The organism is Stenotrophomonas sp. STEN046 (assembly GCF_056759755.1).
Genome location: NZ_JBRRDR010000034.1, coordinates 16,281 through 35,856, shown reverse-complemented (window position 1 = coordinate 35,856; position 19,576 = coordinate 16,281). Strand labels below are relative to the sequence as shown.

At 66.6% G+C, this 19,576-nt stretch carries 16 protein-coding genes; 5 read left to right on the top strand and 11 right to left on the bottom strand.

Going from position 1 to position 19,576, the window contains the following annotated elements; all coding sequences use genetic code 11:
- Positions 1-221 precede the first annotated feature (221 nt).
- Entirely contained in the window at positions 222-1,061 is an 840-nt protein-coding gene (locus ACVOLJ_RS15225) for an acid phosphatase (protein WP_481564480.1), read from the top strand.
- A gap of 145 nt (positions 1,062-1,206) precedes the next feature.
- Here the strand turns inward: ACVOLJ_RS15225 and ACVOLJ_RS15220 are convergent, their stop codons facing one another.
- Complete coding sequence (locus ACVOLJ_RS15220; RefSeq protein WP_481564479.1) at positions 1,207-3,477, bottom strand: TonB-dependent receptor; 2,271 nt, start codon at positions 3,475-3,477, stop codon at positions 1,207-1,209.
- A 157-nt stretch (positions 3,478-3,634) separates the two neighbouring features.
- Between ACVOLJ_RS15220 and ACVOLJ_RS15215 the strand changes: the two genes are divergently transcribed.
- Together ACVOLJ_RS15215 and ACVOLJ_RS15210 are read left to right on the top strand one after the other, a co-directional pair.
- Positions 3,635-4,636 (top strand): TIGR00266 family protein, encoded by a 1,002-nt coding sequence (locus ACVOLJ_RS15215; protein WP_481564478.1) that lies wholly within the window; start codon positions 3,635-3,637, stop codon positions 4,634-4,636.
- A gap of 181 nt (positions 4,637-4,817) precedes the next feature.
- Positions 4,818-5,810: a patatin-like phospholipase family protein gene (locus tag ACVOLJ_RS15210; protein ID WP_475281076.1), complete on the top strand. Its 993-nt coding sequence runs from the start codon at positions 4,818-4,820 to the stop codon at positions 5,808-5,810.
- Positions 5,811-5,871: 61 nt separating this feature from the next.
- Here ACVOLJ_RS15210 and ACVOLJ_RS15205 read toward each other — a convergent pair whose 3' ends face one another.
- The 4 genes from ACVOLJ_RS15205 to ACVOLJ_RS15190 form a co-directional block, all read right to left on the bottom strand.
- Entirely contained in the window at positions 5,872-7,236 is a 1,365-nt protein-coding gene (locus ACVOLJ_RS15205) for an XVIPCD domain-containing protein (RefSeq protein ID WP_481564477.1), read from the bottom strand.
- Positions 7,233-8,087: a hypothetical protein gene (locus ACVOLJ_RS15200; protein ID WP_481564476.1), complete on the bottom strand. Its 855-nt coding sequence runs from the start codon at positions 8,085-8,087 to the stop codon at positions 7,233-7,235. The genes ACVOLJ_RS15205 and ACVOLJ_RS15200 overlap by 4 nt, the downstream gene beginning before the upstream one ends.
- 93 nt (positions 8,088-8,180) lie before the next feature.
- Positions 8,181-10,184 carry a hypothetical protein gene (locus ACVOLJ_RS15195; RefSeq protein ID WP_475281072.1) on the bottom strand — a complete coding sequence of 668 codons (2,004 nt, stop codon included), beginning with the start codon at positions 10,182-10,184 and terminating at the stop codon, positions 8,181-8,183.
- 104 nt (positions 10,185-10,288) lie between these two features.
- Complete coding sequence (locus tag ACVOLJ_RS15190) at positions 10,289-10,771, bottom strand: Lrp/AsnC family transcriptional regulator (protein ID WP_475281071.1); 483 nt, start codon at positions 10,769-10,771, stop codon at positions 10,289-10,291.
- A gap of 125 nt (positions 10,772-10,896) precedes the next feature.
- Between ACVOLJ_RS15190 and phhA the strand changes: the two genes are divergently transcribed.
- Complete coding sequence (phhA, locus tag ACVOLJ_RS15185; RefSeq protein ID WP_475281070.1) at positions 10,897-11,790, top strand: phenylalanine 4-monooxygenase; 894 nt, start codon at positions 10,897-10,899, stop codon at positions 11,788-11,790.
- 31 nt (positions 11,791-11,821) lie between these two features.
- Complete coding sequence (locus tag ACVOLJ_RS15180) at positions 11,822-12,472, top strand: DMP19 family protein (protein WP_481564475.1); 651 nt, start codon at positions 11,822-11,824, stop codon at positions 12,470-12,472.
- 29 nt (positions 12,473-12,501) lie between these two features.
- On the opposite strand, the gene ACVOLJ_RS15175 is transcribed toward ACVOLJ_RS15180, so the two are convergent.
- The 6 genes from ACVOLJ_RS15175 to ACVOLJ_RS15150 all read right to left on the bottom strand — a co-directional run bounded on the left by ACVOLJ_RS15175 (position 12,502) and on the right by ACVOLJ_RS15150 (position 19,573).
- On the bottom strand, positions 12,502-13,599 hold the full coding sequence (locus ACVOLJ_RS15175; protein WP_475281068.1) for a GDSL-type esterase/lipase family protein: 1,098 nt from the start codon (positions 13,597-13,599) through the stop codon (positions 12,502-12,504).
- Positions 13,600-13,700: 101 nt separating this feature from the next.
- Positions 13,701-14,456: a 2-dehydro-3-deoxy-D-gluconate 5-dehydrogenase KduD gene (kduD, locus tag ACVOLJ_RS15170; RefSeq protein ID WP_475281067.1), complete on the bottom strand. Its 756-nt coding sequence runs from the start codon at positions 14,454-14,456 to the stop codon at positions 13,701-13,703.
- Positions 14,457-14,537: 81 nt separating this feature from the next.
- A complete protein-coding gene (gene kduI, locus ACVOLJ_RS15165) occupies positions 14,538-15,386 on the bottom strand; it encodes a 5-dehydro-4-deoxy-D-glucuronate isomerase (RefSeq protein ID WP_481564474.1) in 849 nt (282 codons plus the stop codon).
- 199 nt (positions 15,387-15,585) lie between these two features.
- Positions 15,586-16,644: a LacI family DNA-binding transcriptional regulator gene (locus ACVOLJ_RS15160; protein WP_100461729.1), complete on the bottom strand. Its 1,059-nt coding sequence runs from the start codon at positions 16,642-16,644 to the stop codon at positions 15,586-15,588.
- Between the two features lie 38 nt (positions 16,645-16,682).
- Entirely contained in the window at positions 16,683-18,272 is a 1,590-nt protein-coding gene (locus ACVOLJ_RS15155; RefSeq protein ID WP_481564473.1) for a family 43 glycosylhydrolase, read from the bottom strand.
- A 17-nt stretch (positions 18,273-18,289) separates the two neighbouring features.
- Positions 18,290-19,573 (bottom strand): TRAP transporter large permease, encoded by a 1,284-nt coding sequence (locus ACVOLJ_RS15150; RefSeq protein WP_475281063.1) that lies wholly within the window; start codon positions 19,571-19,573, stop codon positions 18,290-18,292.
- Positions 19,574-19,576 lie beyond the last annotated feature (3 nt).

The window sequence follows — 19,576 nt, the reverse complement described above, 5'->3', positions numbered from 1 at the left end:
GTCAGCGGATCCCCCCGGCCCGGCTGTGCTTGGATGCTCACTGCGACAGCGCGTGAAAGTCCGTGCGCTGCGCCCGGATTCAGGATATTGCCGACACTGCACGACGGTCCTGGAAGCCTTCGGTCGACCATGCCGGGTCTGGCCGTATGACCGATGGACGCTGCGGCTGCGGATCGGGGCTGCGATCATTGCTGGCGAGTTTTCCTGCCTTGAGCCCGCCCATGTTCCCGATTCCCCTTCCCACCCGCCCGCTGCTCGGCATCGCCGTCGCCGTTGCACTGGCCGGCTGCGCCGCCACGCCGGCCAAGCCCACCGCCGTCGAAGCCAACATCACCACCAAGGCCGTGGGCTACCTGGAAAAGACAGCGGTGCCGGCCAGCATCGACCTGGTGCCTGCGCCACCGGCCGCCGGTTCGGCTGCCTTCGCACTGGATGAGCAGGTCAGCCGCGAGGCACGCGCGCTGCGCGGCAGCCCCCGCTTCGTCCAGGCCGGCGTGGACGCCGACCTCGGCTTCCCGCAGGGCGCCAATCACTTCTCCTGCGCCATCGACATCGACGTCGATGCAGTGAAGACCCCCGCCCTGTACCGCCTGCTGGAGCGCAGCCGGATCGACGCCAGCGCCGCCACCAAGGCCGCCAAGAACCAGTACCAGCGGCCCCGTCCGTTCATGGTCAATGGTGAACCGACCTGCTCGCCGCAGGATGAGGAAGGCCTGCGCAAGAACGGCTCCTACCCGTCCGGCCACACCTCCATCGGCTGGGCCTGGGCGTTGATCCTGTCGGAGATCGCCCCGGACCGCGCTGATGCCATCCAGGCCCGCGGCCGCAACTACGGCGAGAGCCGCCTGGTATGCAACGTGCACTGGCAGAGCGACATTCTCGAAGGCCGCTTCATGGGCGCCGCCGCCGTGGCCCGCCTGCACGACAACGCGGCGTTCAACAAGGATCTGCTGGCCGCACGCAAAGAGATCGCTGCGGCGCGCAGGGCCGGCCTGCATTCCAGCCGCGACTGCAGCACCGAGAACGCGGTGCTGAAGGTGCGCCCGCAGAGCGCGCTGTAAGCCATCGCCGCTGCGCTTGCCGGGCATGGCCCGGCGCTACCCACGCGTCGAACCCGGTAGCGCCGTTCCATGCCCGGCGGACGCCGAACGCAGAAGGGCCGGCATTACGCCGGCCCTTCTTCATTGCATCACGCGATCAACCGCATCAGAACTTCGCGGTGAACTCCACGCCCCAGGTACGCGGCTCGTTGAGGAAGCCGGTCAGGTTGTTGAAATCGATCGCACCGACCACGCGGGTCTGGTTGGTCAGGTTGCGGCCGAACACCGCCACGTCGTACTGGCCGTAATCCCAGTTGTAGCCCAGGCGCAGGCCGCCTTCCAGCGAGCTGCGACCGCGGAACTCCGGCGACTCGTAGATGAAGAAGTTCACCGCGCTGCGGTAGGCCCAGTCGGTGTAGGCGTACAGCTCGCTGCCATCGCTGAGCGGGAAGCCGACGCGCAGGGTGGCGTTGTGGATCCACTTCGGCGCCTGCGGCAGCGGATTGCCGTTCACCAGGGCGTAGGTGCCGCCGTTGATGATCGTGGTCGGGTCGGTGATGGTGCAGCCGCCGCCACAGATCGCCACCGCCAGGTTCTTTTCCTTGATCTCGGTGTCGTTGTAGCTGCTGCCGAAGGTCAGCAGCACGTTGTCGGCCAGGTAGGCTTCCAGGTCCAGCTCGACACCCTGGCCGATGGTCTTGTCGGCGTTGAGCAGGGTGGCGGTGTTGTTGGTGCCACCCACGGCGATCAGCTGCTGGCCGTCAACGTCGTAGCGGAACACGCTCAGGCCCAGGCGCGCACGGCGTTCGAACAGGTCGGCCTTGATGCCGGCCTCGTAGGAGATCACCTTCTCCGAATCGGCCTGCGACAGGCCCGGCGCGAAGGCCAGGCGGCCCTGGATCGACGGCGCACGGAAGCCCTTGGCCACGCGGGCGTAGGCATTCACGTTGTCGGTCAGCTTGTACACGCCACTGACATCCCAGCTGACGTCGTTGACGTCGGTGTTGGCCACATACGGGCCACTGACCGGGGTACCGAACGGCACGGCCTGCAGCACGCTGGCGTTGAAGTCCTTCTTGTCCTGGGTGTAACGCACGCCGGCACGCAGCTTGAAGCGATCGGTCACATCGAAGTCACCGGAGGCGAACACCGCCCAGGCCTTGTTGCGCTGGTTCTGCACCACGTGGCCGGTCTGCGGGTTGCCCGGCGCCAGCGAGTCGTAGTTGAAGTTGTTGATGGTCACGTCTTCATCGAAGTAGAAGACGCCGGCCTGCCAGTCGAAACGGCCCCATTCGTTGGATTCCACGCGGAATTCCTGGGTCCACTGGCGGTGGTGCGGCAGGCCGTCGGCCGACTCGGAAGAGAACGGGATCAGGCCCGGGCCGGAATTGCCCGCGCCCAGGAAGGCGGCACCGTAGCCACCGTCGATGTCGCCGCGGTTGAGCGATTCGGCGGTTTCATAGCCGGTGATCGAGTGCAGGGTCACCGAACCGAGATTCCACTGCAGGCGTGCGCTGCCGCCCCAGGTTTCCAGGTCGGAGAAATTCACGCCATCGTTGGCGACCTTGTCGCGGTCGAAGTTCTCGACCAGTGAATTGCCACCCTTTTCGATGATGTTGGCGCGGAACAGGCGGGCGGTACCGTTGAGCTTGCGCTTGTGCAGGTTGAACAGCGCTTCGAAGTCATCGCCTTCGTACAGGAACTGCACGCGGCCGGCGGCTTCGTCATAGCCTTCAAAACCGCTGTTGGGCGCACCGGCATGGGTGTTGTCGACCCAGTCGTCGCGGCGCTGGTAGATGGCCGACACGCGTGCGGACCAGCGGTCGGTCAGCGGACCGCCGTAGGCGCCCTGCACGTTCCAGCTGTTGTAGCTGCCGTAGCCCACGCGCACGTAACCGTCAGCATCCTGCGAGGGACGCGCCGAATCGAACTTGACCACGCCGGCCGGGGTGTTGCGGCCGAACAGGGTGCCCTGCGGGCCGCGCAGCACTTCCACGCCTGCCAGGTCGAACAGCGGGAAGCCCTTCAGCAGCGGGCTTTCCTGCACCACGTCGTCGTACACCAGCGACACCGGCTGCGAGGCATTGAGGTCGAAATCGGTATTGCCCAGGCCACGGATGTAGAAGCGCGGGAAGGCACGGCCGTAGGACGACTCGATGTTGAGGCTGGGCACGCGCGCGGCAAGGAAGCGGATGTCATCGCCTGCAGAGCCGAGCACATCGAGCTTCTCGCCCTGGATCGCACTGATGGCGACCGGCACGTCCTTGGCGTTCTCGACACGACGCTGCGCGGTGACCTGCAGGGCGTCGAGGGCGACCGGGTCTTTGGCAGCGGGGGTTTCCTGGGCGGCGGCTACCAGCGGCAGCAGGGCGGAAAGAGCGACAACGAGGGGGCGCGCGACCGGAAGGCGGCCACGGGAAGTACGGGTCGGGGACATGGCGGTAGGCTGTGTTTGGAGGGGTGGTAAAACGGCGCTACCAGATAATTGTTGCAATACAGCACCTCGCCCGCAAATGCCGCCCGTTCATGGCCGCTTCGTTCATGCCCCGATGCTGCCGCTAGACTCGGGTTTTCCCAGCGACGGACCTGCTGCAATGACCCAGTGGTACTTCCATGCCCCCGGCCAGGCTGAGCGCGTCGGCCCGCTCGACGATACGGCCGCACGCGCCCATGCGCAGGCCCATCCGGGCGCGCTGGCCTGGTGCCAGGGCATGAGCGGCTGGACGCCGGTGGCCGAAGTGGCCGACCTGCGCGGCGGGCCGACCGGCCAGCCGAGCCCGCCACCGATGCCCTCGGCAGGCGCAGCGCGCGCGCCTGCTGCGGCGCAGGCCGGTCGCGCCAGTGGCCGCGCAGACACCATCGAGTTCCGCATCGTCGGCCATGAGATGCAGTTCGTGGAGATTGAGCTGGACCCGGGCGAAGGTGCGGTGGCCGAAGCCGGCGCGTTGATGTTCAAGGATGCGTCGGTGCAGATGGAAAGCGTGTTCGGCGGCGGCGCACGCGGCGGCCAGGATGGTGGCTTCATGGACAAGGTGATGGCGGCCGGCAAGCGCGTGCTGACCGGCGAAAGCCTGTTTGCCACGGTCTACACCCAGACCGGCGCGGGCCGCGGCACGGTCGCCTTCGCTGCGCCCTACCCCGGTACCGTACTGGCCATGAAGCTGGACCAGCACGGCGGTCGCCTGGTGTGCCAGAAGGACAGCTTCCTGGCCGGCGCACGCGGGGTCCAGATCGGAGTGCAGTTCCAGCGCAAGATCATGACCGGCCTGTTCGGCGGCGAGGGCTTCATCATGCAGAAGCTGGAGGGCGACGGCTGGGTGTTCATCCATGCCGGCGGCTGTGTGGTCGAGCGTGAGCTGGCCGCAGGCGAACGCCTGGATGTGGATACCGGCTGCATCGTGGCCTACCACCCGACCGTGGATATGGACGTGCGCCGGGTCAAGGGCATCAAGAGCATGCTGTTCGGCGGCGAAGGCGTGTTCCTGGCCACCCTGACCGGACCGGGCAAGGTCTGGCTGCAATCCCTGCCGTTCTCGCGCCTGGCCGGGCGCATGTGTATGGCCGCGCCGCAGGGGGGCGGCAAGCGCCGCGGCTAATGTTCGCTGCGGGGCTGAGGGGCGTACTGGACCCACATCGTACCGGTAGCGCGGGGCCATGCCCGGGGAGCACAGCGGCAGCTGAACCATCCGCCGGGCATGGCCCGGCGCTACCCACGAATTTTGCGCCTTCGGTATGCTGGCGCCCTTTCCTGAATCCGGCGCCCCGAGCGCACTGCCGATGAGCCTGTTCCGCCCCCGTGTGCTGCTGTCCGTCGCCCTGCTCGGCCTGCTGGCCGGCTGCGGCGGTGAAGAGGTCCGCCCCACCCCGCCGCCGCAGCCCACGCTGGTGCCGCAGGCCAAGCCGGTGAAGATCGGCATCGCGCTGGGCGGTGGTGCGGCCAAGGGCTTTGCCCACATCGGCGTGATCAAGATGCTGGAGGCAAACGGTTTCGAGCCGGTGGTGGTATCGGGCACCAGCGCCGGCAGCGTGGTCGGTGCCCTGTATGCCAGCGGCATGGACGCCTTCCAGATGCAGAGCAAGGCCGTGGCGCTGGATGAAGCCAGCATCCGCGACGTGCGCCTGTTCTCCGGCGGCCTGGTGCAGGGCCAGAAGTTGCAGGACTACGTCAACGAGCAGGTCGCCAACCGGCCGGCCGAACGCCTGAAAAAGCCGTTCGCCGCGGTGGCAACCCAGCTGGAAACCGGTGAACGCTCGATCTTCGTGCGTGGCAACGTCGGCCAGGCCGTCCGTGCTTCCAGCAGCATTCCCGGTGTGTTCGAGCCGGTGAAGATCGGTGGCCGCAACTACATCGACGGCGGCGTGGTCAGCCCGGTGCCGGTCGACGCCGCACGCCAGCTCGGCGCCGAGTTCGTGATCGCCGTGGACATCTCCAGCAAGGCCAGCGGCAAGGCGCCGACCGGCATGCTGGGCATCGTCAACCAGTCGATCTCGATCATGGGCCAGCGCCTGGGTGAGCAGGAACTGGCACGTGCCGACATCGTGATCCGGCCGAAGGTGCTGGACATCGGTGCGGCCGATTTCAGCCAGCGTGGAACGGCCATCCTGGAAGGCGAGAAAGCGGCGATGGCGGCGATGCCGCAGATCCGCGCCAAGATCCAGCAGTTGCAGAAGGCACGTGCTGCCGCGCTGGCACCGGCTCCTGTGGCCGCACCCAAGTGCGATGAACCCTCGCGCCTGGGCAAGCTGATGGGCCGCAAGGAAAAGTGCTGAGCTGATGCGGCTTCCGCGTGCGGCCAGCGGTCCGCACGCGTGAGCGCATGAGCCCGCCGGCTCAGACCATCGCTGGCGCGCTGCGAGCCTGCTGCAGCTGCTGTTCCTGATCGCGCAGCAGCGACTGCTCCTGCACCTGGCGCAGGTCGTTCACCGCCAGCTGCTGGAAGGATTGCTCCACCGGTGTTGCCAACGCCTGCGCGAGCGGCATCTGCGCGCGCAGCTGCGCGGGATCGGCAAGCTCGCCCTGCACCACGAAGACATTCGGTCCCTCTGCTGCAGCGGCCAGCGGGCGCCCCACCAGCACATGATCCACCCGTCGCAGGTCACTGCCGGCGGCCAGGGTGGTGAGGCTGGCCGCAAGGCACTCGCTCTGCGCATCCCACGGCTTGCCCAGCCCGGCGTCGACGCCGCGCACGCCGGCTGCACACTGCTGGTAGAGATCGTGCCGGGCGTGCCCAGGCGCGGTGGGATCGGCCGCAGCCAGCTGCCGTTCGGGCTGCACCTGCGGCGAGGTTGCATCACTCAGCACGAAGGGACTGGCCATGATCGGCCGCCCCTTGTTCACATCATCCGGCTGGAACTGCCCACGCAGTTCCTCGCGCAGCTGACGCACCTCGCGTGCGTCATCCAGATAGCGCAGCGTCTGTGGGTCGGTCACCTCGTGGCTGCCCACCGGCAACCTGCCGATCGGCACCGGCACGACCGGCGCGTGCAGCGGCACCGCGACTTCCCTGCGCCAGTGGCCGCTGGCATTGTCGTGCACGTACATCGCGCCCTGGTGGGAGATCCGATCGGCGTCGAGGTTGGAGATGGGATTCACCCCATGCGGACCACGCGCGAGGGCCATGTCCTGCAGGTAGCCTGCCGGGTTGTCGATCAGTTCGCGGTACTTGCCAAGCACCAGCGCGGTGGTGTCCTGCGCTCGATCCACGCCCAGATTCCTGTTGTCCAGCAGCATGGTCCATACGGCTTCGGCTTCCTCGCGACCTCCGTGCGCGCGTGCGGCCTGCAGAAGCTTGTAGGGGGTCCAGGCAGAGGGGTCGATGCCGCGTGCTTTGAAGGCTTCATCGTGAGCCGCCTGCACATCGCCCACAGGAAGATTCAAGGCCAGATCTGGCCTTTGATCCTCGAACTGCTGTCGACGCAGAGCAAAATCGCGCTGGATCAACTCGACGCCGAATGCCTGCCACTTGCCTTCATCGAAATGAATACCGTCTTGGCTCGCCTGGCGATCGGCGAAACTGTTTGCGGTTGCGCCGGGGGCGTTGTCGTTCCGTACAACTCCCAATGCAAGCAGACCGTAGCCGTCGTTTCCCGGCTTCTGCGCAAGGTAGTTGAAGTAGAGCTCACGGTTACCCGCGTCCGCGTATGCTTCGAGGACATCCATTTCCTTCTGCGTCAAACCTTCCCTGGCGGCGGTCATCTTTTGCTCTCCCTGACGTTATCAATCAGCAGCGCGCGGGTGCGCTCCCTAATGCGCTTCCAGTTCGCCAATCCCTCGCGGGGATAGTTCACCCGGACGATGATGCCCAAGTCTTCGATGGCGAAGGACTGTTTGCATTCGGCGAATCCGGTGACGCGCTTCTTCACCATTTTTCCATCGCGGTACTCCACGCCAGATTCGGTGATCTCGCGTGGCGTGCATTCGATGATCTGATTGATTTCACCTGATGAATCACGCGACACAAACCAATCGTAGTGATATCCAGGCTTCATCACCGGTGCGGCTTCGGGAAGCCCTCTTGCACGTTGGTAGGCGCGGACTCTTTCCATGTCGATGTAGTACGGCGAGAGGCCATGAACCGCTTTCCCCTCTGTACGATCCTCCAGTGTTTTCGCCGGATCATCCTTTCGACTTTCACTTGGCGTCAGCACGTTGCGCATGGCTTGCTGCACCGTGATTCGACTGATGTAGGAATAGCTGACTCTCACAGTGCGTACGGAAACATCCACGCTCAGATTCATCCGCTCTCCCGGCTTGAACGGCTCCAGGGACGGATACTCCAGCGCCAGCGAGAAGCTGCCGTCATGCTCCGGGCCCATCTGCGTGCTGAAGTAGTTCTGCGGCAACTCAAGCTGATAGGGGCCGACGCAGGCACGCTCGATTGGCGCAGGAGTTTGATAGGCATTGATGGGCTGATTGTCGATCGTGATCGAACAGCCCTGCTCGTTCGTCAACAGCCTGGGGGGCTTGCGCGGCGTCTCCGCCTGGACGCAGCCGCCAAGCACCGTCATCAGGCCGATGCTGGCGAACAGAGGTCTGAGTGTGTGCATTGCAATCCTTGCGGTGAGACATGGACAACGATACGCCATGTCGCAGTTCGGTCGCCTGCCCCCCACAGCATCATGTGCTGCGGGTCACACCAATCAACGCCGCGGCAGCGGATAGCCACTGGCCAAGCGTCGCTGGCGGCGCCGCTCTTCCACGGCCTGCCCATGCCGCTGCGCACTCAACTGCAGCTGTTCCATCGCGTCCCCCGGCAGCCACAGCTGCTGCCGGGCACGGGTGATCGCCACGTAGGCTGCACGCACAGGGCTGTGCTGCGCGCGCGCATCGTGGCCGCTGTCGAAGCAGCACGGTGCCATCGACACCGTGTCGAACTGCAGGTTCTTGGCATGCTGGGCCAGGCACAGCACGATGCTGGCCTCGTTCGCATCCACCAGCTGCGACAGCAGGCGGTCCAACGCGGCGGCATCGAATCCACTGGCAAACAGCGCAGGAACATCGGCCTGACCGCGTCGGGTACAGGCCTGCACAAAGCTCTCCCAGCGCTGCCCGGGTCCACCATCGCGAGCGCTGCGCCAGGCATCGATCGGCCCGTGCACTTCTTTCAGCAGTACCTGCCGCGACGCCGGATGCAGGTGCACGCGCGCACCACGCGCAAGCAGTTCACTGGCTTCCAGCAGCATCCGCCACAGGCTGCCATACAGGCGCGCTCCGCTGCTGGGCACCACCGACCAGTCGTCGTAGCGGCGCAGGCCGGTCGCACGGTCGCTGGCCCCCATGAACGGTGCCGCTTCGCCCAGGTCGTCGAGCGCCAGCGACTGGTTCACCAGTGCATCCACCTGGCGCCCCTGGCGGACCGACTGGTGCATCTCCAGCACCTTGGCCGATGACCAGCGCTGCACGCGCCCGCTCAGCCGTTGGTGCGGATCGCCCAGGCTGACCACGCCAGGTGCATGGGTGGCCAGCAGCTGCTTCCATGCCGGGCTGAGGTCGTGCGCTTCATCCACCAGCACCATGCCCAACGAAACCGGCAGCGGCACGCCACGCAGTGCCAGCCATTTGCCGATATGGCCGGCATCCAGGCGCAGGCAACCGCCCTTCTGCACCACCGGATCGAACATGCAGCGCCACACGAACTCGGCTGCGGCAATGTACGGCGTCGCCTCCAGCTGCGCCGCCGCCAGCGAGCGCTGGAAGTGCCAGGCCTGCAGCTTCGGCGCCGACGATGCACACCAACGGTTGATCGCTTCCAGGGCAATCATCAGCACCTGGTCCGGCCGGCGCACGCCGATGGCGGGCAGGCCCAGGCGTGCAGCGGCCTCGCGCAGGCTCAGCGTGCTCTGCCGGTAGGTGGGCACGAAGCCGCCGGTCAGGCCCTGGCTGGCAGCATGCCGGGCAATCGTGTTGGCAAATTCGATCTGGGTCAGCAGCCGCGTGCCGGCATCGGCCGGCAGCCGTGCGCGGAACGCCTCCACCTGCCCACGCGCAGGCGCCACGTAGGTGTAGCGACCCGGGCGCGCCTGCAGCAGCGCCAGCACCAGATGGCCCTTGCCGGTGCCGGCATAACCTTCCAGGTCGATCAGTTCATCGGGATTGGCCGCGATCGCACGCAGCACCCGCGCCTGTTCGGAAGTGAACAGGCCGTTGTGCTGGGTGGCACGTGCGGTCTCTTCGTCAACGGCGGCGTCATCGTCATCGCCCTCGGCCAGCGAGGTCGCCGGAAAGTGGACGGTGTGAGGTTCCAGGGTGACCAGGCAGGCGTCCTGGAAGTCCGCGCCGGGGTAGCGCTCCGGCGAGGCGGCCAGCACCGCGTCCATTACCTCGTCCGGCGCCAGCAGCACATCCTGCGCGGCCAGCACACCCAGCCAGGCTTCCAGCGCCCGCCCGTCCTGCCCGGCCACGGCCGCCAGCTGCGTCCGCGCGGCGTGGCCGTCATCGGCGGCGAACAGCACGCAGGCATCGTGCAGCAGCCGTTGCAGCGCGGTGGCCGGTTGCCGTTGGCGCCGGCACAGCATCGCCACCAGCAGGCCGGCCTGCTCCAGCGGCGTGTCCGGCGGCGTGCCTTCGCTCAGGTGCCGCAGCAGGCTCTGCTCGCGCAGTGGAAGGAACACCAGGGAAGACGTTGGGGATGGGGTATCAGACATGCCGGAGCCAGGAAGAATCACTGCGATGGCTGCGTGTTGACGGCCAGCGCGGGCCACGATGCTCGGCCAGCAAGCGCGCGCCGTCAAACATCACCGCCGCCCGTTCATTCCAGCTGGGACAGCGGCAAGGCCTGGAACCCCTTCACCGTACGCAGCACGAAGCTGGAATTGGCATCGGCCACGCCACCGGCATTCAGCAGCTGGTCCAGCAGGAAGCGCGAGAAATGCTCCAGATCGCGTACATAGACGTGCAGCAGGTAGTCCATGTCGCCGGTCAGCGCGTGGCAGGCGACCACTTCATCCCAGGCCTGCACGCTGTCGACGAAGTGCCCGATCGCGGCCTGGTCATGCTTTTCCAGCTGCACGCGTACGAAGGCCTGCAGGCCCAGGCCGAGACGGCGGGGCTCCAGGCGCGCGCCGTAACCGACGATCACCCCTTCGCTTTCCAGCCGCTGCAGCCGGCGCAGGCAGGCCGACGGCGACAGGTTCACCCGTGTCGCCAGCTCGGCGTTGGTGGCGCGACCATCCCGCTGGATTTCAGCCAACAGACGTATATCCGTGCGATCGAACTGGACTTCTCCGGCCATTGTTGCCCCGCAACATGGTGAGTACGCAAGGATATTGCGCCAGCAAGCCCATTCCGCGCAACTTTTGCAACCCTGTTGCGCGCGCCCTGCCCTAGCATCAACGGTATCCCGTCAAGGAACCCGCCATGGACCTCGCCCAGCCCCGCCGCGTCGAACACCAGCAGACCGACAAGGGCTACGTGCCGGTGTACACCACCGCGCTCGTCGAGCAGCCGTGGGACACCTACAGCGCCGACGACCATGCCACCTGGAGCACGCTGTACCAGCGCCAGCGCGAGCTGCTGGTCGGCCGCGCCTGCCAGGAATTCCTGGATGCGCAGGACGAGATGGGCATGAGCGCGCACATGATCCCGCGCTTCGACCAGCTCAATGAAGTGCTGGGCGCCGCCACCGGCTGGACCCTGGTGGGCGTGGAAGGCCTGCTGCCGGAGCTGGATTTCTTCGACCACCTGGCCAATCGCCGCTTCCCGGTGACGTGGTGGATCCGGCGCCCCGACCAGATCGACTACATCGCCGAACCGGACATGTTCCATGACCTGTTCGGCCACGTGCCGCTGCTGATGAACCCGGTGTTCGCCAACTACATGGAGGCCTACGGTCGTGGCGGCGTCAAAGCCCACGCAGTCGGCCCAGAGGCGCTGCAGAACCTCACGCGCCTGTACTGGTACACGGTGGAATTCGGCCTGATCAACACGCCCGAAGGCCTGCGCATCTACGGCGCCGGCATTGTCTCGTCCAAGGGCGAATCGCTGTACTCGCTGGAATCGGCTGCGCCCAACCGCATCGGCTTCGACCTGCGGCGGATCATGCGCACGAAGTACCGCATCGACACCTTCCAGAAGACCTACTTCGTCATCGACAGCTTCGAACAGCTGATGCAGGCGACCTCGCCGGACTTCACGCCGATCTACGCCTCCCTGGCCGACCAGCCGCACCTGCCGGCCGGCGATGTGCAGGCCGATGACCGCGTGTTCCAGGCCGGTACGGGTGAAGGCTGGGCAGAGGGTGGTGACGTGTGAGCGCAGATGCCGGTCCGGTATCCTGACCTGCATGACCGATGTCTTTGCTTCCCTGCGTGTCGCCGCCGTCGCCTTCGACGACGACTTCGTCCTGCTGACCCTGGCCGATGGCCGCCGTACCCGCCAGCCGCTGCGCTGGGCACCCGCGCTGTTTGAGGCGACCGCAGAGCAGCGCGCGCAGTGGGTGCTCACGACCGACGGGCTGGGCGTGAACTGGCCGGCGTTGCTGCCGGCGCAGGAGCATGGTGTGGTCGATGTTCCGAACCAGGTGTGGGACGACCGCTACGAGGCGGCATTGGCGCGGCTGAAAGCGGCCGCGTGGTCGCTGGATGCACTGTCCGATGAAGACCAGCAACTGGCTGCGCTGTGGCGCATGGAAGCGGACATCAACAACGGCGGTTTCATGCAGTTCCTGTGCAACTGGGGCGACCCGACCTGCCAGCTGGCGCTGCGCGCATTGCAGGCGATGGGTGCGGTGCAGACCCACGCAATCCTGGCTGGCATGCGCGGGTTGATGGACCGGCTGGAGGACGACCCGGAGATCAAGGAACTGACCGACCTGTACGGCGCGATGACCGAACAGGAGCAGGAGGCGCTGCACGCCTTTGATGAAGCCTATTTCGAGCGACCGGAAGATCTGGCGCGGCTGGGCCTGCAGCACTTCGGTCCGGAGCCCATGTAGAGCCGAGCCCACGCTCGGCTGCGTTTCAATCACCGCGGGTAGGCCAGCAGCACCACCAGATCCTCCTCGCCCACCTGCTGCAGCGCATGCGTGCTGCCCGTGCGCGTCAGCAACGCGTGACCCGCGCGCACGTCATGCGGCTTCCCATCCAGCACATAGCTGCCCTGCCCGCTGACGATGTAATAGATCTCGTCCTTGTGCTGCGGATGCAGGCCAATGCCCGCCCCCTTGTGCAGCACGCGCTTGCGCAGCACGAACGGCAGGTCCTGCGCATCAGCGAAGAACGGATACGCCGTGGTCGGCCCGGCACCGCCATGGGGGCCCGGTTGCGCGCGTGCCAGCGCGTCTTCGTGCACCACCTGCGAGGGCCGTGCCGGATCGGCGCCCTGCCCTGCATCCATCACGTCACAGTCGATATCACGCACCAGCGCCGGTTGCAGCGCAGGCAGCAGCGGCACCGCCTCGCGCAGCACCAGGCACGCCACCGCGTTGGCACCCGCCACGCTGAAATGGGTGCCGTCGGCCTTGTTCTGCCCGGGCACGAACAGGAAGTACGGGCGCGCGCCCTGCTCGCCCAGCGCACGGATCCAGCGTGTACTGCGGTCGTTGAGCTCGATCAGCGCGATGTGCTCGCGTGCGGCCAGCTGTTGCATTGCCAGCGTGTAGCGCGCATGCGTGTCCAGCAGCGAGCCGAAGTCGTACAGCAGCCGCGCCACCGGGGTGATCAGTACCGGCGTGGCACCCTTGTCGCGCGCTGCCTGTACGTAACGCATCAGGTACTGCGGGTAGTCACTGTCCGGATCGGCATAGCGCGTGCGATCTTCGAACTTCGCATCGTTGTGGCCGAACTGGATCAGCAGCACGTCACCGCGGCGCAGCTCAGCGGCAAGTGCATCCAGCCGTCCTTCATCGATGAAGCTGCGTGTGCTGCGCCCACCCTTGGCGTGGTTGTGTACTTCGACGCGTGCCGGGTCCAGATAGCTCTGCAATGCCTGCCCCCAGCCCTGTTGCGGCGCGCGCTCGGGGCCATACGCGGCGGCAGTTGAATCGCCGACGATGAACACCCGCATCGGCGCGGCCTGCGCGGCGGTGCATGACAGCAGCAACAGCAGCAACAGGTTGCGCATGGCCGGTCTCTGCTTGTGCCGGCCGCGGGCCGGCAACCTCATGAACGGTGGAAGCATCGCCTGGATGCCGGCCAGCGGCCGGCACTACCCTGGATCACGCGTTACCGCGCCAACCAACCGCCATCAACCGGCAGCACCGCGCCGTTGATGTAGTCCGACGCCGACGACGCCAGGAACACGGCGGCGCCTGCCAGATCATCGGGCGTGCCCCAGCGGCCGGCCGGAATGCGCTCGAGGATGGCCTTGTTGCGGTCTGCATCAGCGCGCAGTGCAGCGGTGTTGTCGGTGGCCATGTAGCCCGGCGCGATGGCGTTGATGTTCACGCCCTTGCCGGCCCACTCGTTGGCCAGCAGACGGGTGATACCGGCGATGCCGCTCTTGCTGGCGGTGTACGACGGCACCCGGACGCCCCCCTGGAAGGACAGCATCGAGGCGATGTTGATGATCTTGCCGTGGCCCTGTTCGATGAAGTGGCGACCGGCCGCCTGCGAGATGAAGAACGCCGACTTGATGTTCACGTTCATCACGTCATCCCAGTCCTGCTCGCTGAAATCCACGGCATCGGCGCGGCGGATCAGCCCGGCGTTGTTGACCAGGATATCCAGCCTGCCCAGGCCTTCGATGGTTTCGCGCACCACGCGCTGCACCGGCTCGATGCTGATCAGGTTGGCTTCGATGGCCAGGCAGCGGCGGCCGAGCGCGGTGATCTTCTCGATGGTTTCGGTGGGCGGGGCGATGCCGGCCACGGCGACATCGGCGCCTGCGGCGGCCAGCGCCACGGCGATGCCTTGACCGAGACCGGTATTGCCACCGGTTACCAGAGCGACGTTGCCTTCCAGGCTGAAGGGATTGGCCATTGCGTATGCGTTCCTTGGTAGAGGCGTGCGTGATGCAGGCAAGCGGCCACCGGCACGACGTGCGCGGTGGCCCGGCAGGGCTTACTTGAGCTGGCAGATGTCCAGCACGTGCATGTCGGTGTAATCCAGGTTCTCGCCACCCATCGCCCAGATGAAGGCGTAGTTGCTGGTGCCGGCACCCATGTGGATCGACCACGGCGGCGACACCACCGCTTCATTGTTCTGGATGACGATATGACGCTGCGCGTCCGGCTCGCCCATGAAGTGATAGACGCGGTCGTTGTCGCCCAGGTCGAAGTAGAAATAGACCTCGCTGCGGCGGTCGTGCAGGTGCGGCGGCATGGTGTTCCAGACGCTGCCCGGCTTGAGCACGGTCAGCCCCAGCAGCAGCTGCGAGGACTGGCAGGTGGCCGGCACGATGTACTGGTAGATGGTGCGTTCGTTGCTGGTTTCCAGCGCACCTCGATCCAGTGCCACGGCATCCTTGATCGACAGCGCCTTGGTCTCGAAGCGCGCGTGCGCCGGGGTCGAGGCCAGGTAGAACTGCGCCGGGTTGGCGGCATCCTGCGAAGCGAACACCACCTCCTTGCTGCCCATCGCCACGTACAGGCCGTCCTTCGGCCCCAGGGTGTACACGGTGCCATCGACGGTGACCGTACCGGTGCCGTTGCCGACGTTGATCACGCCCAGCTCGCGACGCTCCAGGAACGGGTGGCCGGCGGCCGAGGCCGGTTCGGTCTGTGCCGGCAGGGCCAGCGGGCCGTTGACCGGGGCCGCACCGCCCAGCACGAAGCGCTCGTAGTGGGTGTACTTCAGGGTCACCGCATCGGCGTTGAACAGGCCGTCGAGCAGGTACAGCTCGCGCAGCTGGTCGTTGCTTGCGCCCTTGATGGCGTCGGGATGGGTGGCGTAGTGGGTCTTGCAGTACATGGCTTCTCCAGAGCTGGGGGCGGGCCGATGGTTCGGCCCCGGCGCGGTTCACGGTCGATTCTAGCGAGGTTGGTAACCGGTGTCATTTTGCGTCGCACGATAGCGCGGCTGGCCGGGCAGGGCGAGGTGGATGGGGGCGGGAGAGGTGTCACGACCAACGGTCGTGACCCACCGACCTGCAGGAGTGATCCCTGCGGGATCAATCCTCCGGCGGTTGGCAGGAATCGCGCACGATCAGGTGCGGCCGCACGCTGGCGATCTGCAGCGCAGGCTGGCCATCGGGCTGGATCAGCATCGCCGCAGCGGTGCGCCCGGTATCGCGGGTATGCCGGCGTACCGAGGTCAGCGAAGGCCACAGGCGCGAGGCCAGCGGGCTGTCGTCGTAGCCGACGATCGACAACTGGCGCGGGATGTTGATGCCGGCACGCAGCGCGACCTTGTAGATGCCGGCGGCCATTTCATCGTTGCCGGTGAAGATCGCCGTCGGCCGGCGCTTGCCGAGCAGCAGTTTCTCGGCGGCGGCCACACCGGATTCGAAGGTGTAGCCGGCCTCGATGATGCGGTCTTTCGGCAGCTCGATGCCCCGCTGCGACAGTGCTTCGATGAAGCCGGCAGTGCGTTCATGCGCCGACCGGTAAGCACTCGGACCGGTCACCAGGGCGATATCGCGGTGGCCGAGCGAGAGCAGGTAGTCGGCCGCTTCGGCGGCGCCGTCGCGGTCGTGGGTGACCACCATCTGCGAGGTTTCATCCAGCGGCAGCGCAGCCACGCGGGTGAAGCGGCAGCCGATCTCGTCCAGCATGTCCGCCAGCGCCTGGTCTTCGGACGCGCGCGGCACCAGGATCACCCCGTGCAGCTTCTGCTGCTGGGCGAAACGGCGCACGCCGTCGATGTAGCCCGGGCTGCGGCTGTCGCAGGGGTGCACCACCAGTTCGAAGCTGGAGCCGCGCAGCGCGTCCAGCGCGCCGTACTGCATGTCCACGATGTACTGGGCGGTCGGGTTGTCGTAGACCATGCCGATCAGGAACGAGCGGCGGAAGGCCAGGCCACGGGCCAGCGGATCGGGGGTGTAGCCGACCTCGCGCATCAACGCTTCCACCTTGTCGCGCGTGTCTTTGCGCACCAGGGGAGAGTTGTTGATGATCCGTGAAACCGTTTTCTTGGATACACCCGACAGTCGCGCGATGTCGTTGATCGTGGCTGCCTTGCCTTTCGCCAATGCCGGCGTGGCGGCATCGTTCTTGTTGCGCACTGACATGTAGTGAACCCGATAAGCCTGGGAATTCCAGCGCGCGCTCAATCCAGCGCGCGATAGCGGAAGCTGCGGAAGGTTACCGCACCGTTGCCGGCCGCATACAGCGCCGGCTTCAGTGCCAGGAACCTGCCAGCCACATTGTGATGGTAACCGGACACTTCCATCTGAACCGGATACTTCTGCCAGTTCTGGCCATCGGCACTGGAATGGACCGTGACGATGTGGCGGTTGTTGGTCACCCGCAGCCACAGCCGGCCGCCGGTGGCACTGGCCGCCAGCCGGGTGGGGCGCTCCTCGCCATAGCGGTGCATGACGAACTGCTCGCCATTGCTGCCCACGCCCACGTACAGGCGGTCGCTGTAGAACAACAGGGCACCGCCGACCGCGCCGGGCGCGATCTCCAGCTCCACTTCGAACTGGTAGGCCGGGTCGCCGGCGATGGTGGTCAGCGGCGAGGCATCGCGCGGGGTGCTGCCTTTGCCCTGCAGCACCAGGCCGTCGCCGCTGAAGCGCAGGCGCCGGTATTCATCCGCGGCCGGATTGAAGAAGGCCCATTGCGCGCCGAGCACGTGGCCGTTGAAATCATCCGACAGCGCCATTCCATGCGGCACCAGTGCATCGCCGGAGGGCTTGCGCAACGGCTGCGCCAGGTCACCGCCCTTGGCCACGAACCAGCCATCGGCGGTCCATTCGATCGGTTCCAGCAGCGCCTGCCGGCCCAGCGTCCAGAAGCCGTTCTCATACCCGTGGTACATCATCCACCAGCGGCCGTCGGTGCCTTCAATCACCGTGGCGTGACCGCGCGACCACCACGGCTCGGCAGCCGACTGCGTGCGCATGATCGGGTTGTTGGGCGCATTCACCCACGGGCCATGGATCGAACGCGAGCGCGCGGTGATCACCATGTGCCCGGTCGGCGGGCCGGCGGTACCGCCCACGGCGGTGGTCATGTAGTACCAACCATCGCGGAAGTGGATCTTCGGCCCTTCCTGCGCATAGGCCTCCACATCCCAGCTTTCCGGATAGCGCCAGCCGTCGTACACATGCTTCGGCTTGCCGGCCACGCTCAGGCCATCATCGGCCAGCGCCACGTAGTCACCGCCGCTGAGGAACAGGTAGCGCTTGCCATCCTCGCCCACGGCGTGGCCGGGGTCGATGTAACCCCCCAGGCCGATGTCGATCGGCGCACTCCACGGGCCCTTGATGTCATCGGCCCAGACCACGAAGTTGCTGCGCCGCTCGCCGGTGCGTGCCGGGAAATAGATGAAGTAGCGGCCCTGGTGCTTGACGATGTCCGGCGCCCAGATCGCGCCCACGTTCTGCGTGATTGCATGGCCCAGCGGCTGCCAGTTGACCAGGTCACGCGAGTGCCAGATCGGCAGGCCGGGGTAGGCGTCGAACGAGGACAGGGTGAGGTAGTAGTCGTCGCCGTCCTTCAGCACCGATGGATCGGGACGGTCGCCGGCCAGCACCGGGTTGAGGAAGCTGCCATCGCCGAGGTCGCCCTGGCGCTGGTGCTCGATGCCACGCTTCCATTGAGCCGGCGCGTGCTCGGCGGCCTGCGCCGGCACGGCGGCCAGCAGCAGGCCGAGCAGGGCGGCGCTGACGGTGGTGCGGAACACGGGTTTCATCACGTGGCCTCCGGCGGTCAGGCGCGCAGCGCGGCGGGCAGCCACAGCGACAGCGACGGGAAGAAGGTGACGATCAGCAGCACGCCCAGCGCGGCGAACCAGAACGGCCAGATCGTGCGCATGCTCTGGCCGACGCTGATCTTGCCGATGGCGGTGCCGATGAACAGCACCGAGCCCACCGGCGGTGTGACCAGGCCGAGGCCACCGGTCAGCACCAGCACCAGGCCAAAGTGGATCGGATCGATGCCATAGGCCTTGGCCACCGGCAGGAAGATCGGCGTGCAGATCAGGATCATCGGTGCCAGGTCCATGAAGGTGCCCAGCAGCAGCAGCATCACCACGATCATCAGCAGCACCATGAACTGGCTGTGCGCGAACGACTGCAGGAAGTCCACCGCCGCCGCTGGCACCTGCAGGTAGGCCAGCAGCCAGCCGAACACCGCTGCGGTGGCGATCACGAACAGGATCACGCCGGTGCTGCGCGCGGCATGGATGACGGTGTCGAAGAACTCGCGCCAGCGCAGTTGCCGGTACAGCACGGTGGTGACCAGCAGGGCGTAGACCACGGCGATGGCCGCGCTTTCCACCGCAGTGAAGATGCCGGCGCGGATACCCACGAAGATCAGCGCCACCAGGCCCAGGCCGGGCAGGGCAGAGACGATGCGCAGCAGTACCGCGCGCCAGCCCGGGAACACTTCCACGCCATAACCACGGCGACGCGCGACCACGTAGCCGGTGATCATCAACGCCAGGGTCATCAGCAGCGCCGGCACGATGCCGGCGGCGAACAGGTCGGCAATCGACAGGCCACCACCGGCGGCAGCCGAGAACAGGATCAGGTTGTGCGACGGCGGCACCAGCAGCGCCACCAGCGCCGCAGTGATGCTGACGTTGACCGCGAAATCGCGGTCGTAGCCACGCTTGACCATCTGCGGAATCATCGTGCCCCCCACCGCCGACACGTCGGCGATGGCCGAGCCGGATACACCGCCGAAGAACAGCGAGGACAGGATCGAGACCTGGCCCAGGCCGCCGCGCATGCGCCCCACCAGCGATGACGCCAGGGCGATCAGGCGTTCGGAGATGCCGCCACGCATCATGATCTCGCCAGCGAAGATGAACAGTGGAATGGCGATCAGCGAGGCCGAACCGGTACCTGCGGAGATCTGCTGGACCAGCACGATGCTGGGAATGTCCAGGTAGAGCAGGGTGGCCAGCGCGGCGGCGGCCAGCGCGTAGGCCACCGGCACGCCCAACAGCAGCAGCGCGGCAAAAGCAGAGAACAGGATGGTGATGCCCATGGA

Bases quoted from the DNA above. Each gene is read 5' to 3' on its own strand.
- ACVOLJ_RS15225 (WP_481564480.1), top strand. From the start codon at position 222: ATGTTCCCGATTCCCCTTCCCACCCGCCCGCTGCTCGGCATCGCCGTC.
- ACVOLJ_RS15220 (WP_481564479.1), bottom strand. From the start codon at position 3,477: ATGTCCCCGACCCGTACTTCCCGTGGCCGCCTTCCGGTCGCGCGCCCC.
- ACVOLJ_RS15215 (WP_481564478.1), top strand. From the start codon at position 3,635: ATGACCCAGTGGTACTTCCATGCCCCCGGCCAGGCTGAGCGCGTCGGC.
- ACVOLJ_RS15210 (WP_475281076.1), top strand. From the start codon at position 4,818: ATGAGCCTGTTCCGCCCCCGTGTGCTGCTGTCCGTCGCCCTGCTCGGC.
- ACVOLJ_RS15205 (WP_481564477.1), bottom strand. From the start codon at position 7,236: ATGACCGCCGCCAGGGAAGGTTTGACGCAGAAGGAAATGGATGTCCTC.
- ACVOLJ_RS15200 (WP_481564476.1), bottom strand. From the start codon at position 8,087: ATGCACACACTCAGACCTCTGTTCGCCAGCATCGGCCTGATGACGGTG.
- ACVOLJ_RS15195 (WP_475281072.1), bottom strand. From the start codon at position 10,184: ATGTCTGATACCCCATCCCCAACGTCTTCCCTGGTGTTCCTTCCACTG.
- ACVOLJ_RS15190 (WP_475281071.1), bottom strand. From the start codon at position 10,771: ATGGCCGGAGAAGTCCAGTTCGATCGCACGGATATACGTCTGTTGGCT.
- phhA (WP_475281070.1), top strand. From the start codon at position 10,897: ATGGACCTCGCCCAGCCCCGCCGCGTCGAACACCAGCAGACCGACAAG.
- ACVOLJ_RS15180 (WP_481564475.1), top strand. From the start codon at position 11,822: ATGACCGATGTCTTTGCTTCCCTGCGTGTCGCCGCCGTCGCCTTCGAC.
- ACVOLJ_RS15175 (WP_475281068.1), bottom strand. From the start codon at position 13,599: ATGCGCAACCTGTTGCTGCTGTTGCTGCTGTCATGCACCGCCGCGCAG.
- kduD (WP_475281067.1), bottom strand. From the start codon at position 14,456: ATGGCCAATCCCTTCAGCCTGGAAGGCAACGTCGCTCTGGTAACCGGT.
- kduI (WP_481564474.1), bottom strand. From the start codon at position 15,386: ATGTACTGCAAGACCCACTACGCCACCCATCCCGACGCCATCAAGGGC.
- ACVOLJ_RS15160 (WP_100461729.1), bottom strand. From the start codon at position 16,644: ATGTCAGTGCGCAACAAGAACGATGCCGCCACGCCGGCATTGGCGAAA.
- ACVOLJ_RS15155 (WP_481564473.1), bottom strand. From the start codon at position 18,272: ATGAAACCCGTGTTCCGCACCACCGTCAGCGCCGCCCTGCTCGGCCTG.
- ACVOLJ_RS15150 (WP_475281063.1), bottom strand. From the start codon at position 19,573: ATGGGCATCACCATCCTGTTCTCTGCTTTTGCCGCGCTGCTGCTGTTG.